This is a genomic window from Caulobacter sp. GW821-FHT10A10 (assembly GCF_059415745.1).
Genome location: NZ_JBWKNV010000006.1, coordinates 252,182 through 268,319 on the forward strand (window position 1 = coordinate 252,182; position 16,138 = coordinate 268,319).

12 protein-coding genes are annotated in these 16,138 nt (G+C 68.9%); all 12 read left to right on the plus strand.

Annotated elements, in window-relative coordinates:
* Nucleotides 1-46 precede the first annotated feature (46 nt).
* The 12 genes from AC07NS_RS17880 to AC07NS_RS17935 all read left to right on the plus strand — a co-directional run bounded on the left by AC07NS_RS17880 (nt 47) and on the right by AC07NS_RS17935 (nt 15,887).
* The gene (locus AC07NS_RS17880) at nt 47-832 is read left to right on the plus strand and encodes a hypothetical protein (RefSeq protein WP_494605386.1); all 786 of its coding nucleotides are present in this window, start codon (nt 47-49) and stop codon (nt 830-832) included.
* A 352-nt stretch (nt 833-1,184) separates the two neighbouring features.
* Nucleotides 1,185-2,120 (plus strand): major capsid protein, encoded by a 936-nt coding sequence (locus tag AC07NS_RS17885; RefSeq protein ID WP_494605387.1) that lies wholly within the window; start codon nt 1,185-1,187, stop codon nt 2,118-2,120.
* Nucleotides 2,121-2,171: 51 nt separating this feature from the next.
* The gene (locus tag AC07NS_RS17890; RefSeq protein WP_494605388.1) at nt 2,172-2,603 is read left to right on the plus strand and encodes a hypothetical protein; all 432 of its coding nucleotides are present in this window, start codon (nt 2,172-2,174) and stop codon (nt 2,601-2,603) included.
* 198 nt (nt 2,604-2,801) lie between these two features.
* Nucleotides 2,802-3,176 (plus strand): hypothetical protein, encoded by a 375-nt coding sequence (locus AC07NS_RS17895; RefSeq protein WP_494605390.1) that lies wholly within the window; start codon nt 2,802-2,804, stop codon nt 3,174-3,176.
* 11 nt (nt 3,177-3,187) lie between these two features.
* Entirely contained in the window at nt 3,188-3,562 is a 375-nt protein-coding gene (locus AC07NS_RS17900; RefSeq protein ID WP_494605392.1) for a phage tail fiber protein, read from the plus strand.
* A gap of 4 nt (nt 3,563-3,566) precedes the next feature.
* Entirely contained in the window at nt 3,567-5,417 is a 1,851-nt protein-coding gene (locus AC07NS_RS17905) for an autotransporter outer membrane beta-barrel domain-containing protein (protein WP_494605394.1), read from the plus strand.
* Between the two features lie 12 nt (nt 5,418-5,429).
* Complete coding sequence (locus tag AC07NS_RS17910) at nt 5,430-7,793, plus strand: hypothetical protein (protein ID WP_494605396.1); 2,364 nt, start codon at nt 5,430-5,432, stop codon at nt 7,791-7,793.
* Between the two features lie 3 nt (nt 7,794-7,796).
* Entirely contained in the window at nt 7,797-8,477 is a 681-nt protein-coding gene (locus tag AC07NS_RS17915; protein WP_494605398.1) for a hypothetical protein, read from the plus strand.
* Between the two features lie 59 nt (nt 8,478-8,536).
* On the plus strand, nt 8,537-8,953 hold the full coding sequence (locus AC07NS_RS17920) for a hypothetical protein (RefSeq protein ID WP_494605400.1): 417 nt from the start codon (nt 8,537-8,539) through the stop codon (nt 8,951-8,953).
* Nucleotides 8,954-9,013: 60 nt separating this feature from the next.
* Nucleotides 9,014-14,470: a glycine-rich protein gene (locus AC07NS_RS17925; protein ID WP_494605402.1), complete on the plus strand. Its 5,457-nt coding sequence runs from the start codon at nt 9,014-9,016 to the stop codon at nt 14,468-14,470.
* The gene (locus AC07NS_RS17930) at nt 14,467-15,111 is read left to right on the plus strand and encodes a hypothetical protein (protein WP_494605404.1); all 645 of its coding nucleotides are present in this window, start codon (nt 14,467-14,469) and stop codon (nt 15,109-15,111) included. Before AC07NS_RS17925 ends, AC07NS_RS17930 begins: the two co-directional genes overlap by 4 nt.
* Nucleotides 15,108-15,887: a hypothetical protein gene (locus tag AC07NS_RS17935; protein ID WP_494605406.1), complete on the plus strand. Its 780-nt coding sequence runs from the start codon at nt 15,108-15,110 to the stop codon at nt 15,885-15,887. Before AC07NS_RS17930 ends, AC07NS_RS17935 begins: the two co-directional genes overlap by 4 nt.
* Nucleotides 15,888-16,138 lie beyond the last annotated feature (251 nt).

Here is a 16,138-nt window from a genome sequence, read left to right on the forward strand (position 1 = left end):
TCGTCACGCCATTGCCTGTGGGTCACAGGCCTCCTGAGAAGCACGAATGCCGATTTTCACGTTCGAGTCCCTCGAACAAATCCCCGAAGCCCTGCGCAACGACGCCAAGGTCGAGGGCGACAAGATCACCATCAATCTGACCTCGCAGAACCGTCTCGACGAGTTCCGTGAGACCAACATCAATCTGGTCAAGGAGCGCGACGCTCTGAAGGATCAGGTGGCTGTCCTGGCGCCGATCGTCGGTGAGGACGCGACCGCCTTCACCACCGAACTGGCCGAGCTGCGCGCGACCGCGACGCGGGTCAAGGACGGTCAGCTGACCGACAGCCGCAAGATCGAAGAAGAGGTCCTGCGCCGCACCGACGACATGCGCAAGCAGTCCGAAGAGCAGCTGCGCGGCCAAAGCCGCGAAACCGGCCTCTGGAAGCAGAAGTACACCGACCTGGACTCGGCCTACCGCCGCGACAAGGTCACCTCGTTCATCAAGGACGCGGCGATCGACCCGGCTTCGGGCGTCCTGCCGCACGCCGTCCCGGACATCCTCCAGCGCGCCCTCGGCGTCTGGCGCTGCAACGACGACGGCAAGGTCCTGGCCTACCAGGGCGACCTCCAGGTCTACGGCGCTGACGGCGGCTCGCCGATCCAGCCCAAGGAGTGGATCGCCAAGCTGAAGGACGAGTGCCCGCACTACTTCGCCGGCACCCACGGCGGCGGCGCGGGCGGCTCGGGCGAGAAGCGCGGCCAGCACGGCAAGACCCAAGCCGACCTGCTGAAGCTGCGTGGCGGCGACCTGCTGGCCCTGGCCAACGGCGACCGCTCGCAGGGCCTGTAAGCCTCACGAAATTCCGCGCCCAACAGACCGGGCGGGAGGGTGTGGACCGCCTACCAAGGGTCCCGACAACGCCGGCAGCGTCAAGGCCGGCACGCCGCTCTCCCCCTAGCGGCAGGGTGTGCCGGACACCCGAAAAACCGGCGACCAATTTGCTCGATCGAGCCTTCGACAGAGCCCTGACTGCGCGCCCACGGCAGCGACCAGGACAGCTCTTCGCACCCCATCCGGGCCCGCCCAAGCGCGCGCCCTGAAATCCATTCCCTCGGTGCTCGCTGGGCGACCGAGGGGGAGCCCGAGGCGGGGGCCGCCTCCTCAAACCGCTCAGCTCACATCACCTAAGGAGCAAGCCAAAGTGGCTGCACTGACTCTTATGGAAGCCTCGGCGCTGGCCCTGGGCGCCGACGAGGTTAAGCGCGCTGGCGTCATCGCCCTGTTCGCGCATCCGGACCTCCTGAAGGTCATCCCCTTCATGGACGTCCCCGGCGGTTCCTACGCCTACGCCCAAGAAGGCAAGCTGCCGGGCGTCGCGTTCCGTGGCTTCAACGAAGGCTACACGAACGGCGTCGGCGTCATCAACAGCCAAGTCGAAGTCCTCCGCATCGTCGGTGGCGACCTGGACGTCGATACCGCCCTGATCAAGACCCACGGTCCGAACGTGCGGACCCAGCAAGAGAAGATGAAGGTCAAGGCCCTCGCTCTCTTCCTGGCCGGCAAGATCATCAACGGCGACAGCGAGAACGACCCGCGTGAATTCGACGGCCTGCGCAAGCGCATCGTCGGCTCGCAGCTGTTCGCCGCTGGCGAGACCGCAGGCGGCGACCCCCTGTCGCTCCAGGTCCTGGATGAAGCGATCGACGCCGTCGACGGCGCCACCCACCTGCTCATGTCCAAGCGCATGCGCAACCTGCTGTCGGCTGCTTCGCGCAAGACGTCGATCGCCGGCTTCATCACCTGGGACAAGGACGACTTCGGCGACAAGATCGCGTTCTACAACGATCTGCCGATCATGGTCACCGACTACGATGACGAGGGCAACCAAGTCATCGACTTCAACGAAGCCTGCCCGGGCGGCGGTGACGACGAAGGCACCTCGATCTACATCCTGAAGATCGGCGACGACGGCGTCATGGGCCTCCAGAACGGCGTCATGGAAGTCGAGGACCTGGGCCACGTCCAGGACAAGCCGGTGTTCCGCACCCGCATCCAGTGGCTGATCAGCCTCGCCGTGTTCCACGGCCGCGCTGCGGCCCGCATCTACGGCATCAAGAAGGCGGCGGTGGTCGAGTAATCGACCACCCAACCCTCTCGCCCTCCCCCTTTTGAGAACGGACCTTCTTAGATGAACTCCAAGATCAAGCACATGTACGACGCGTCGCTCGCGCTTCGTGCGCCGGGCAGCGCCGCTGTCACGGCTGACGGCGTCGGCGGCGGCGTCATCGACCTGCACCGCCTGTACGCCGGCCGTGGCGACCTGAAGGGTCTCTTCGGCCAACCGCCCTTCGACGTGGTCATCTACGTCTCGGGCCTGACCGGCACCGCCTCGCTGAAGCTCCAGACCCTGGACGCCAACAAGGCCAACGCCACCGACGTTCCGGCTGGTACGGTCGTCCTGGCCTCGGGTCTGGTCGGCGAGCCGATCGTCCTGAAGTTCGACCCGGCCACCCTGGCCCTGGGCGACACCGACGCCGGCTACCTCCAGATCGCCCACGACCTGGACGCCAACTCGTCGGTCACCTACTACGCCTTCGCGGCGCCGCTGTCGAAGGCCTAATCAGCCTCCGTCACGGACAAGGACTTGAAGGGTCGGCCCCCTGGGCCGACCCTTTTTCTTTGCCGGAAGCCACCCCCAGAAACGCTGCGAGTGACGCCGTTTCTTGACATTGAGGGGGTTGTATGCCAGAAAATCCCTACGCGCACGCGTGAGCATCTCCGCGTCTACGCCCTCCTTCCCCTTCCCAAAAAGTAGAACATGGCTGACCTCGTTCCCGTCTATTCGCCCGATGGCACGCGCCACCTGAAGTCCAAGGCCAACGCTCGCGACAAGGTCGTCGGCTCGGGCTGGACGTGGCACCCGCGCCTGCCCTCGCAGCCGGCCGCCTACGCTCCGAACCTCCGGACAAAGGCCCCCTCGGACAAGCCGCAGTCGCAGGAAGTCCTCGACCGCGCCGGCAAGAACACCGAGACCAATTCGCCCAGCACCCTGCCCCAGCTCGACTACACCGGCGCCGTCGACTACGACGCCCTGGACGCTGAGGCCGACGTCGAGGCCGAAGCTGAAGCCGAAGCCGATGTGGCTGAAGAAGCCCCGGCCAAGCGCGTGCGCACCCGCAAGACGGCCGCCTAAGGCTTAGCGGCGTGCCCAACCTCTCCTACAGCACGCATTCGGCGATCCTGGCAGCCTGGGGGGATGACCTCTACCTCGGGCTGCTGACCGGCGCGCCGAACCCGGACGGCACCGAGGTGACCGAGCCCGACACGGCCGCTGGCTACGCGCGCCAGCCGGTGTCGCTCACCACGACCCGGGACGAGGGCGTCACGCTCCTGAGCAACAGCGCCGCCGTGACCTTTGGCCCGGCGGTGACCTCCGACTGGGACGCGGTCTCCTACTTCGGCATCTTCGACGCGGCCGGCGACCTGAAGATTTACGGACGCCTGCGCACCGAGCGCACCGTCCTGACCGGCAAGGCCGTCGCCCTCCCCATCGACGACATCAACATCCGCCTGCGCTAACTCGATGGCCACCGTCGACATCAGCGTCGACGCTGGGATCGACGTCACCCTGCGCGCCGTCACCGAAGCCGCACCCGCCCAGGCGCTCAGCCTGTCGATCGAGTGCGACATCCACGCCGACGCCAACTGCGACTTCGAGACCCGGCGGGCGAGCGTCCTGACGATCATCGCTCCGCCTGAGGCCGAGGGCGTGACGGCCGGCGTCATGGACGCGGCCGTCGGCGCCAGCTGGTCGACCTCCACCAGCTCGTCCTCCTCCACGGGCGGCGACGGCTACTCGATCCTCCTGGGCGACGCGGCCGTCGACGGTGACGGCAGCTTCGACGGCGGCGCGGTCAACCTGACCAGCGTCACCCCCGTCTCCGAGGCGATCGACCGGATGAACGAGGTCCTGGCGCTGCTGCTGCCCAGCGCGCCTGCCGACTTCCCCGGCTCGACGGCGCTTTCGGTGTCCAACAGCTCGGGCAACACCCCGCGTCTGGCCACCGGCTTCACCGACAACGCCTCCAGCACCCTGGCGGCCGGCGGCTCGGTCACCCGCATCGTCGCTGCGGGCGTCAGCTCCAACACTTTCTCCACCATGGGCCCGGGCAAGTCCGGGACCATCAGCCTCAAGATCAACGGCGCCCTCGCCGCCTCCCACGCCCTCACCGGCGCGGGTGATGACGGGACCTACGACGGCCTCGTGATCTCGGGCCAAGCCGACTATCCGGCCAGCACGCCGGGCTTCTACAAGTCCATCAACATCGCCGTCAGCGGCGCGGCCGTGCCCGTCGGCGTCGACAAGTTCCAGCTGCTGCACTCCGAGGCCGGTTCGACCTCGGAGGTGTTCTTCGTTCGGGACAGCTTCACCAGCTCGCCCACCGTGTCGGGCGTCTCCCTCGCCGAGAAGTCCCAAGGGACCCTGGCCTACTCTTCGGGGGTCCCCCACTACGGCACGGGCGCCACCCTCACGGCGGGCCTGACCATCGCCGGGCTCTCGGGCCAGACCTACTACGGCGGCTCGCCGGTCACCTTCTCGGCGACCAACAGCATCCTCTCCTCGTCCTCGCGGTCCTGGAGCGACATTGGCATCTCCACGCCCCTGGCGGTCGACGACACCGCCGCACACGTGCTCCCCGCCCAGACCATCAGCGTCAACGGCTCGGTCACGGCCAAGGGCACGGTTTCGGTCGCCGTGACCAACGTCAACGGCTCCACCTCCAAGGCGCTGGCCTCGACCATCCTCCTGGTCAAGAACGGCTCCAATGGCCTGGACGAGATGAGCATCCCGGTCACCGACCTGGGCTCTTCGCCAAACGCCCTGAACGCCTACCGCATCGCCATGATCGACGGGGACACCCCCGACGAGCTGGGCGGCGACTGGGACCAGAGCGCGGCCCTGGACATCTGGGAAGCCGCCTGCGTGGCCGGCGTCCTGGCCCACGACCAGACCAACTATTCGGCCGGCGTCCTGCCTCAGGGCCCCGACCTGTCGAGCGGGCGCAGCGGCGCCCAGTACGCCACCTTCGCCTTCCAGCGCTCGCGGCTCTCGGCCTTCAAGATCGCCATCACCGGCTCCTACGCCGGCTGCTGGATCAAGCTTCCCGGCGTGTCGGACGACACTGCCATCAGCCCCAACGCCCCCGGCGGCTGGTGGAACGCCTTCTCCCCCTACGACGGAGCCGGCGCGCCGGGCGAAGCCGGCGACACCCTCTGCGGGTGCGCCCTGGGCACGGTGATGAGCGGCGGGTCGGGGACCTTCCAGATCACCCTCGGGACCCAGTCCTCCACCTCCTCCGACGACAACGAAATCCTTGTGCGGATCAAGCTGACTGCGGGGCAGTCCCTCACCGCTCTCGCCTTTACCTCTTAAGGAGCGCCCTGAGTGGCCATTCTCGATTCCGAGAAGATCGACTTCCTCTGGAAGCGTCTGATCGGCGGCGTCAGCAAGACCGCTGCCGCCAGCACCAAGTTCGCGTCGAACGAAACCGTCTCCTCGCCGATCATCGTCTATCCGACAAACATCTGGAAGGACGCCGCCTCGATCCCGGCCGCCGCCCCCAGCGTCACGACCGCGCCCGTGCGCGTCTACGCCGGCGCCGACCGCATCGCCATGACGGCCGACCCCACCGCGCCGGCTAACGTCGCGTGGTTCGCCACCTCCACCCAAGGCGACGTCTCCACGCGCCTGACCAGCTTCATCCCCTACACCTTCGGCTCCAGCTACGCCGTGAAGGTCTACCTGGGCGACCCCAATGTCGGCCCGGCCGCGCGCATTTATCCCGACACCACGGGCGAGGAGTTCGTCTTCGACTACGGCGCGGGCGTGCTGATGTTCACCGGCACCATCCCCTCGGGCAAGGCCGCCACCGTCGGGTCCGGCACCCTCTCGGCCGCTGACAACGGCGTCTTCCTGGAGGCCTACGGCTACAACGGCGCCACCGGCGTCGGCGACGCCAGCGCGACCTCGGGCTTCGACCTGCCGCTGGGCACGGCCGCCACCGACACCGGCGATGGCTCCTGGGGCGACGGCGCCGTCGAGCTGGCCGACGACACCACCATCAGCGAAGCCATCGACCTGCTCAACGAAGAGCTGCTGGCGGTCAAGCAGACCGCCTCGGGCGCGGCCGGCTCGATCGCCACCGACGGCTTTGCGATCCCGCTAGGCGGCATCGTCACCGGCGGCGACGGCAGCTGGGCGGACGGCGCGATCTCGCTCAGCGATGAAACCCCCGTCTCCGAGGCCGTCGATCAGATCAACGAGGTCTTGGGGCTGCTGATCCCGGCCCAGCCGACGGCGTTCCCGGGCTCGACCAGCCTCACCGTCTCCAACAGCGCCGGCAGCACGCCGTATCTGGCCTCGGGCGTCACCGACAACAGCGGCGCCTCGACCCTGACTGCTGGCTCCTCGGTGACCCGCATCACCGCAGCCGGCGTCACCTCGAACGCCTTTTCGACCATGGGCCCGGGCAAGTCCGGCACCGTCTCGCTGCTGGTCAACGGCGCGGTCAACGGCTCGCGCGTCCTGACCGGCACGGGCGACGACGGGACCTACAACGGCCTCGTCATCAGTGGTCAGGCCGACTACCCCACCGCCACCCCCGGCTTCTGGAAGTCGATCAACATCCAGGCCACGCTCGCGGCCGTCTCGGCCGGCGTCAACAGCTTCCAGATCAAGCACTCGGGCGCGGGCAACACCGGCACCGTCTTCTTCGTCCGCGACAGCCTGACCGCCAAGTCGGTGATCTCCGGCGCCAGCGTCGTTCAGAAGGCCGCCGGCACGCTGGTCTACAGCTCCAGCGTCCCACACTACGGCTCGGGCGCGACCCTGACCGTCAACGGCTCGATCTCCAACCTCTCGGGCGAGACCTACTACGGCGGGACCGACCCGCTGACGATCGCCGGCACCAACTCCATCATCTCCAGCCAGACCTACACCTGGGCCAACCTGGGCGTGACCACGCCGATCGCCGCCCAGACGACGGCCGCCACGGCCATCACCGCCGTGACCGTCAACGTCAACGGCTCGGTCCATGCCTCCGGCAAGCTGACCGGCTCGGTGAAGAACCCCAACGGCGCCTCCACCGCCGCCGACCTCAACGGCCCGACCATCCTGGTCAAGTCCGGCACGGCCGCCGCCACCAAGGTCGACGAGACCTCGATCCCGGTCAGCGGCCTGGGCTCCTCGCCCAACAGCAACAACGCCGTGCGCGTCAGCCTGGGCACGGGCGACACCCCCACCGGCTCGACCGCCGCCTGGGACGCCGCCGCGACCCTGGCGACCTACGAGGCCACGGTCGTTGCCGGCGTTCTGGCGCACGACCAGACCAACTACTCGGTCAACGTCCTGCCTCAGGGCCCCGACCTGTCGTCCGGTCGCTCGGGCGCCCAGTACGCCACCTTCAGCTTCAACCGCAGCGCCCTGTCGGCCTTCAAGATCGTCATCACCGGCTCCTACGCCGGCTGCTGGGTGAAGCTGCCGGGCGTGACCGACCAGTCGTCGATCGCCCCCAACGCCACCAACGGCTGGATGAACGCCTTCCAGGCCTACGACGGCGCGGGCGTGCCCGGCGAGAGCGGCGACACCAACGCCGGCTGCGCCCAGGGCACGGTGATGGCCGGCGCCTCGGGCACCTACCAGATCACCTTCGGCACCCAGTCCTCCACCAACGCCACCGACAACCAAATCCTGGTGCGCATCAAGCTCACCTCGGGCCAGTCGGTCACGGCGCTCAGCTTCACCAACTAACCCATGGCGATCCTCGACAGCGAGAAGATCGACTTCCTCTGGAAGCGGTTCTTCGGCACGTCGAAGACGGCGGGGGCGAGCGCCAAGTTCGCCTCGAACGAGACGATCCCCTCCGCCGCCCCGGTCCTGCCGGCGAGCATCTGGTCCGACGGCGGGGACATCCCTGCAAGCCCGCCCTCCTCGACCACCTTCCCGGTTTCGGTCCTCACCGGCGCCTCGCGCGTGCGGATGACGACCGATCCCACCTCTCCCAACATCGCGTGGCTGGCGACCTCGACCTACGGGACGACCAGCACCCGCCAGACCAACTTCATCCCGCCCTCCTTCGGGTCGGGATACGCCGCCAAGGTCTACCTGGGCGACCCCAACGGCGGCCCTGCCGCCCGCATCTACCCGGACACGACCGACGAAGAGTTCGTGTTCGACTACGCCGCCGGTGTCCTGATGTTCACCGGCACGATCCCCTCGGGCAAGGCCGCCACGGTCGGGTCCGGCACCCTCTCGGCCGCCGGCAACGGGGTCTACATCGAGGCCTACCGCTACGTCGGCGAGACCGGCACGGGCGCGGGCACGGCAGACCTCGGCACCATGGCCGAACAAGACGCCGACGCAGTCGCCATCACCGGCGGCACGATCACCGGCGTGACCTTCACCAACGTCACCATCGACGGCGGCGAATTCTGACCGGGGGCCGGTCAGTCCTTCCACCCAATCAGTTCTAACCGGCCTTCAGGGAGCACCTAATGGCTTCGCTCGTCTATATGTCTTATCTGAACGATGTCCTCACCGGCTCGATCGATATGGACACCGATTCCTTCTACGTGATGCTGGTTACTTCCAGCTACACCGCCAACAAGTCCACGCACCTCAAGCGCTCGGACGTCACCAACGAGGCCAGCGGCACCGGCTACACCTCCGGCGGCGTGGCCACGACCGTGACCGTCACCAAGGACACCACCAACGCGCGCCTGGACCTGACCTTCTCGGCCGTCACCTGGACGACCGCGACTGTCACCGCCCACGGCGCGGTCATCTACAAGTCGACTGGCACGTCCTCGGCCGATCCGCTCGTGGCCTACATCGACTTCGGCCAGGACGTCTCCTCGACGAACGCCAACTTCGCCGTGTCGTTCTCCAGCCCGCTCCGCTTCCAAAACTAATCGAGGCTCCGTCCTCTTGATCCTGCCGCTTGAATTCGAGCGCGTCGGGGAGGCTGGCTAATGGCCAACCTTCCTTACGGCGCTACGTCCGTCGCCTACTCCGGCGCCGAAGTCAGCTACACGGTGGCATACGCCGGGCAGCTGACCTTCGAGCTGTGGGGCGGCGGCGGCGGCGGCTATGACGCAACGGCCTACGGCGGCGGCGGCGGCTACACCACCTACGTCGCCAACGTCCCGGCAGGCGCGACCATTCGGATCATGGCTGCGGGCGGCGGTGGCTATGGCAACACCAGCGCGGCCGGCACGGGAGGCTATCCCGACGGTGGCTCCGGCGGTCGCAACACCTCCGTCACCACCTACAACTGCGCGGGCGGCGGCGGCTCTCGGGTCTACATCAACGACGTCCTCGTGGCGGTTGCCGGCGGCGGCGGCGGCGGCCAGCTAACGTCCTCGACCAGCTACCGTGCAGGCGGCGGCCCTGGTGGCGGTGCGTCCGGCGCGGACGGCGGCGCAGCCACGGCCACCTATGCCGGTAAGGGCGGGACGCAGACGGCCGGCGGCGCCGGCGGCAACAGCGCCACCGCAAAGGCCGGCGGCTACCTGACCGGTGGCCTTGGCGGCACGTCGACCTCCACCACGGCCGCCGGCAACGGCGCGGGCGGCGGCGGCGGCTACTACGGCGGCGGCGGCTCCTATGTCACCTCGACCTCGATCCGAGGCGCGGGGGGCGGCGGCTCGGGCTACATCAACACCAGCTACTCGGGTTACGTCTCCGGCGCGACCACCGCCGGCACGACCTACAATACCGCCGGGACGACCTCGGCCAACTACGTCTCGGGAATCGGCGTCGGCTCGACGAGCTACAACAACGCCACCGGCGGTAACGGCCTCGTGGTCGTCACTTTCCCGCCGACCGCTACTGGCGCGCTGACCACCGTCACGGTCACAGCGCCTGAGGCGACGACTGACGTTTGGTCGATCGGGACGGCGCCGGCCGGCGGAACGTTGGTCAATACCAGCGCCGGCTACAAGACTGACTATCCCATCACCCGCGACGGCGTCTTGTTCTTCGAGCTATGGGGCGCGGCAGGCGGCTACTACTCCACCACCTACGGCTTGGGCGGTGGCGGCGGCTATACCTCGGCCCTGTTCAAGATCAAGGCGGGCGACACGGTCCGCGTCATGGTTGGCGCCTGCCCGGGCGCTGGCTCGGCTGGCGCGGTCAATGCGGGCGGCTGGCCTGACGGCGGCGATGGTGGCATCGGCTACAGCAGCTCGATCACGACGACGGGCGGCGGCGGCTCCACGCGCCTCTACATCAACGGCACGCTGATGGCCGTTGCCGGCGGCGGCGGCGGCGGCATTCGCTACAGCTCCAGCTATGCCTACACCGGCGGCGCGGGCGGCGGTGAGACGGGCGGTACGGGCGGCGGGACCACCGCCGTGGCGGGCACCGGCGGCTCGCAAACGGCCGGCGGCACGAACACCACCTCGACGCTATCGGGCGGCTCGCTGGCCGGCGGCGACAGCGGCTCCAGCCCCGGCGGCTCGGGCGGCGGCGGCGGCTATTTCGGCGGCGGTCCTGGCCACTCCACCTCGAACCAAGCCCTTGGCGCTGGCGGCGGCGGCTCGGGGTACGTCAACAGCGCTTCTGACAGGTTTATCAGCGGTTCGACGGCGGCCGGCAGCGGCGCGACCTCGGGCGGCACCACCTCTCTCAATTATCAAACCGGCTACGGCACGGGCGGCACGACGTCGGGCGGCGCAGGCAAGGGCCTTGCGGTCCTCAACTTCAGCTACACCCTCTCCCAAGGTGTCTCCGGCGTGGGGGCAGCAACTGCCGGCGACATCTACTATTACGCCTCCGAGCCGGGGGTTGCGACCTTCGACCTTTGGGGCGGCGCAGGGGGCGGCGGCTCGGCTTCCTCCTATAGCTACGCGCGAGGCGGCGCCGGCGGCTACCTCCAATACCTTCTGACGCTTTCGGCGGGTGACCGGGTAAAGGTGCAGGTCGGCGGCGGCGGCGCTGTAGCATCAAACTCTGCGATCTCGGCGGGCGGCTATCCTGACGGCGGCGCGGGCGGCTTCTACTCCACCAGCTCCGGCTACAGCGGCGCGGGCGGCGGCGGCTCGACGCGCGTCTACGTCAACGACGTGCTCGTCGCCATTGCCGGCGGCGGCGGCGGCGGCAACTCCAAGGCCTCTTCGTCCAGCGGCGGCCAAGGCGGGGCTGGCGGCGGCACGGCTGGTTCCGACGGGGCCTACGCCCTCTCGACAGGCTACGGGTCGGCCTACACCGCCTACCAGGGCAAGGGCGGGACGCAGACGGCCGGCGGCGCGGGCGGCAACTCGACCACGGCCCGAGACGGCGCCTACCTGACCGGCGGTCTGGGTTACAGCTCCACGGCGTCTTCCAACACCGCAGGCGGCGGAGGCGGCGGCGGCTACTACGGCGGCGGCGGCGGCACGGGCACCACGGCCATCCCGGCCGGCGGCGGCGGCGGCTCCAGCTGGGTCAACAGCTCCATCAGCGGCTATCAGGCCAGCTCGATGGTTGTTGGAAGCTACTATGCAGCTCCCAACACGACCTCAACCCTCTACACCGGCTCCGTGGCTGTCGGCGGCAGCGCCACAGCGGCCGGCTCGGGCGGCGCGGCCTATTGCAGCTTCTCTACCGTCACCCCCGGTAACGCCATTGGCGCGGGTGTCGACATCACCCTGACCTCGGCGGCAGCCAAGGCTTCCGTCCCTATCAGCGTGACCGGCGCGGTGGGAACCGCCGCCGGCATCTCGATCGTCGTGCCGGCCGCCAAGGCGGAGCCCGGCAACGTCCTCTACATTGACACCATGCCGTCGGTCACGATCAGTCGCGTGCCCGAGGGCGGCATCGTGGCCAACGCATACCTCTCGATCCCGGTCAACGATCAGACGTCAATCAAGCTGACCGTCCCGTCGCTGACGCCGTTCTCGATCCCCCTGGACTTCACGGCGCTGAAGACGGCCATCGGCCCGACCATCACCGTGATGGGCAGTAAGGCGTCGGCGACCCAGGACCACGTCATCAACGAGGCCCTGCCCCAGGTGGACGTCACCGCGCCCACCGGAGCGGGCGGGACCGCCGCCGACAGCGACAACGGCAACGCCGAAGTCTCGCTGCCGCAGATCGCGGTCACGACGGTTGACGCCCTGATGACGGCCGGCGGCAGCGCGGCCAACAAGACCTTCTACTTCTCGCCGTCGAAGATCACGATCACCAAGCCGGCGGGCTACATCCAGGGCGACTTTGGTCTCTGGAACGGGCCGATCAACGAGGAAGTGGCCCTGGAGGTCACCGCGCCCGAGGGCGGCTCGATCACGCTGGACCAGCTCTTTGAGTCCATGGCCGAGCCTGTCCAGGCCGCCGCGCTCACCGCGCCCGAAGCCGGCTCCAAGGGCTACGCCTACATCGAGCCCAAGCCGCTCAACGACGGCGCCGGCACGGCCGAGGAGTTCCTGGTGCGCGCCGTGGTCGTCGCGCCCGCGACCGTGCAGTACGAAGGTCACGTCTTCCTCCAGACGCAAGTCGAACTGCCCATTCTGATCGGCACGGTGACGGCCCAGCCGGACACCGAAGCCACGATCGTGGCCTCGCTGCCCGCGCCGATCACGATCAACAGCGCCGACGCCTACTGCGACGTGAACCTCGAAGGCGGCGCGATCGGCACGATCGCCATGGGCGCGCCCTCGGGCATTCCGTCGGCATCGTTCGGCGGCTACCTGCCGACCCTCAATCTGACGGCGCCGGAAGGCTACACCTTCGTCGGCAACGCCGCCGACGTGGCCGCCTCGTTCGACCTGAAGATCACGCTGGTCACCACCGAGGCCGGCAACGTCTCGGGCGCCTACGTCAGCCTGCCGCTCGACCAGATCACCCTCCAGCCCTTCGAGGGCTCGGCCGCCGCCGGCCAGAACATCACCAAGGCCTTCCCCAGCGCGATCGCCGTCACCTCGGCGGCCGGCGCTGCGGGCGTGCGCGCCACCGCCTTCGTCGACGTGGGCGAAGTCCAGGTCACCGCCCTGGACGCGGTGACCTATGTCTCGCTGTCGAGCGAGGCCAGCGGTGTGATCGGCACGCTGACCTACACCGCGCCCGAGGGCTCGGCCCTGGGCAAGGCGTCGGCCGTCGCCGCGCCGCCGTCGCTGGCGGTCGCTGTTCCCGCCGTCACCTTGACGGCCGGCGCGCTCTTCGACGCCGACGCCGACGACATGCCGGTCCTGGAGCCGCTGAAGCCGCCTGCCGGCAGCGTCGAGACCAGCGTGGACGCCCAAGGCGACCTCGGTTCGGAGATCGACGTCTCCGAGCCCAAGCTGCGCGCCACGGGCGACGCCCTGATCACCCGCGACGCGCCCAGCGTGGCGATCGTCTCGATCGGCGGCCAGGGCTATCTCTGGGCCGACGCCGCCGCCAGCGGCGCGGGCCCGGACGCTGTGACCTCCACCAGCCCCGAAGGCGGCGCCGTGGTCATCGGCCTGCCCAAGGGCGAGGTCGGCCAGATCACGATCAACCACCAGGGTCTAACCGCCCTCACCGCCGGCTCGTCCGTGGCGATGAAGGACGAGATCGCGGTCGTGGTCAGCGCCCCGGTCGGCGAATACTTCCGCGTCGCCCAGGTCGTGGCGGGCTTCCCCTGGGTGTACGTCACCGTGGCCGGCGTCACGGTGCGCGGCGACCAAGCCCCCGCCAATATCTTCGTCGAGCTGCCGACCTCGGCGGTCTACGCGCCCGAGGGCTGGGTGGACGACGGTGCGTTCGGCAAGCTGCGCTTCAAGCGCACGCTCGTGTCCGGCCGCGCGCCGGACGCCATCCGCGCCCGCGAGCTGGTGCTCAATGAGGCCGATGGCGTGCTCTACTATGCCGACGCCAACGCGGTCCTGGCGTCCACGCCGTTCGGCGCGGTCATGGACGGCCTGGTTCCCAGCGGCGGCGCCGACGGACAGGTCCTGACCGGCGAAGGCGGCTGGGTGGACGCCTCGGCCGTCTACACCGCTCCGATCCGCTTCGCCCTCCAGGACAGCGTGGTCCTGTCGGATGGCTACGGCGAGAAGACGACCAGCACGCCGACCCTGGCTCGGATCATCTATCGGCCGTTCTTCAACCCCAAGCCCATCACCCTGACCGCGCTCTCGATCGAGGTGACCCAGGCGTCCGACGCCGCCGCCCATCTGGGCATCGTTCAATGGTCCCTGGACGGCGCGCCCACCGCGCTGCTCGCGCAAGGATCGGCCTCGTGCGCCACCACCGGCGTCAAGTCCGTCGCGATCAACGCCGAGCTGGGGGTTGGCTGGCACGCCGCCGTCCTGGCGCTGAGCGGCTCGACCGCGCCGGTGCTCGCCGGCTATCCCGCTCCGCTCGACTTCGGATCGGGCTTTGCCGGCCTGGGCGACCTCTCGGCCGCCTTCGACGGCGCGCTTTGGGCCGCTGCTCCTTCCACCCGCGAAGCTGACGCCTTCGCCTATCTCACCGCCGAGGTGGCATGACCATTCAGATCAAGGACTGCGTGATCGGCGCCGAACTGATCGAAATCCGCGCCGACGAAGACACGCGCCCGACCGCGCTCGCCGACGGGGAGGCCTACCTGGAGACGTCGGGCCCGAGCCTGTGGTTCGACTTCGCCTCGGGCATGAAGGCCCTGCCGCTGGATGTGCAGGGCGTGCCCACGCTCTCGGGCGATATGTCCGAAATTTGCGTACAAACTTCGGACGGACTGGCCTTCCGCACCCTCTCCATGGGCGGCGGCGGCGCGCTCTACGACACCCAGTCCTGGCGCGTGCCGGGCCTGACCATCACCAGCGCCCAGACCCTGGCCTTGACCACCGATGGTCATGAGGCCGCGTTCGAGCTGGCGCGCCCGGCCGGCCTGACGGGCCTGCATGTCGCGCTGGAAGGCGCGGCGACCGTCACCTTCGGGATCAAGGACACCGACGGCGCGGTCGTGTTCTCCACCAGCCGCACCTTCACGGCCGCCGGCAGCTTCACCACCACGGCGGCGTTGTCGCTTGCCCTTGGCCGCTACTCCACCTTCATCACCCCCTCGGTCGCGGTCGGCGCCAAGGCGGTTTGCGGGCACCTGGAGGGCGGCGGCCTTCTCACCCACCCTGTCCACCTGCGCGTCGCATGAGCACCTACCAGCTGAAGCACTCGCGCACGGCCGGCGCCGTGCCCAACATCATCCCCGGCGAGATCGCCGTGAACCTCGTCGACGAGATCGTCTACATGCGATCCGACGGCGCACGGCTGGCGATCGACGTGGCTGCGCTCACCGCGCGCGGCGCCCGCCCTGGCCCGACCGACGCCCCGCTCTGCCGCAGCGGCGCCTCGGGCATCAGCTATCGCCAGGACCTGATCCCCTCGTCCTTCGCGGACGGCAAGGCCATCACCGACTTGCCGCCGGCCGCCGGCCACCGCGTGCCGGGCGTGGCCCTGCGCGCCTCCTCGGTGCTCGCGCTCTCCGAAGATCAGCGGATCATCGAGCCCTTCGCGGTGACCAGCGACGGCTTCACGCTGACGCAGCTGGCCTTCTGTCTGGCGGCGGCTACCGGCGGCTGGGTCCGCGTGGGCGTCGCCGACGCCACCGGCGCCATCGTGGTCGACAAGGTGGTGCTCTCGCCCGTGGCCGGCGTCAACACCGTCACCGTCGGGCAAGCCTTGGCGGCCGGCCGCTACTACGCCGTGCTCTGGACCATGAACGCCGGCAGCTTCACCCAGGCGTCCGGCTGCGCCGCCGGCCAGGGCTTCGCCGTCGCCAGCGACGGAACGCCCACCTTCACTCGGCGATGGTTCGCGCCGCAGGTGGACCAGTCGTCGGCGCTGTCGACGCTGGTCTTCTCCAGCCCAACGACGAGCACCTCTCCAGGCGAGGACCACGCGGTGCTGATGAGCTGGACGCTGGAATAAGAAAAGGCCGCCCGTTTGCGAACCGGGCGGCCTTTGCTTTTTCCGATTTGGGGACGCCTGTACGGCCGACATCCTCGCCTAAGTGTCTGAATAACAACCCGTCTCGGCGCGTCCTTTCCTTGCTGTTGAATGGACCGGCCCTCTTGGCCGGCGAGACGGTGTATGCCGGCTTTACCGTCACTGGTCAAGCGCCAGTGACGCAATTTCTTGACATTGACCACGATTGCGTTTAGTAGTCAGGCTCCACTTTA

Coding starts and splice junctions, on each gene's coding strand:
- AC07NS_RS17880 (WP_494605386.1), top strand. CDS start 47: ATGCCGATTTTCACGTTCGAGTCCCTCGAACAAATCCCCGAAGCCCTG.
- AC07NS_RS17915 (WP_494605398.1), top strand. CDS start 7,797: ATGGCGATCCTCGACAGCGAGAAGATCGACTTCCTCTGGAAGCGGTTC.
- AC07NS_RS17935 (WP_494605406.1), top strand. CDS start 15,108: ATGAGCACCTACCAGCTGAAGCACTCGCGCACGGCCGGCGCCGTGCCC.
- AC07NS_RS17890 (WP_494605388.1), top strand. CDS start 2,172: ATGAACTCCAAGATCAAGCACATGTACGACGCGTCGCTCGCGCTTCGT.
- AC07NS_RS17895 (WP_494605390.1), top strand. CDS start 2,802: ATGGCTGACCTCGTTCCCGTCTATTCGCCCGATGGCACGCGCCACCTG.
- AC07NS_RS17920 (WP_494605400.1), top strand. CDS start 8,537: ATGGCTTCGCTCGTCTATATGTCTTATCTGAACGATGTCCTCACCGGC.
- AC07NS_RS17925 (WP_494605402.1), top strand. CDS start 9,014: ATGGCCAACCTTCCTTACGGCGCTACGTCCGTCGCCTACTCCGGCGCC.
- AC07NS_RS17930 (WP_494605404.1), top strand. CDS start 14,467: ATGACCATTCAGATCAAGGACTGCGTGATCGGCGCCGAACTGATCGAA.
- AC07NS_RS17905 (WP_494605394.1), top strand. CDS start 3,567: ATGGCCACCGTCGACATCAGCGTCGACGCTGGGATCGACGTCACCCTG.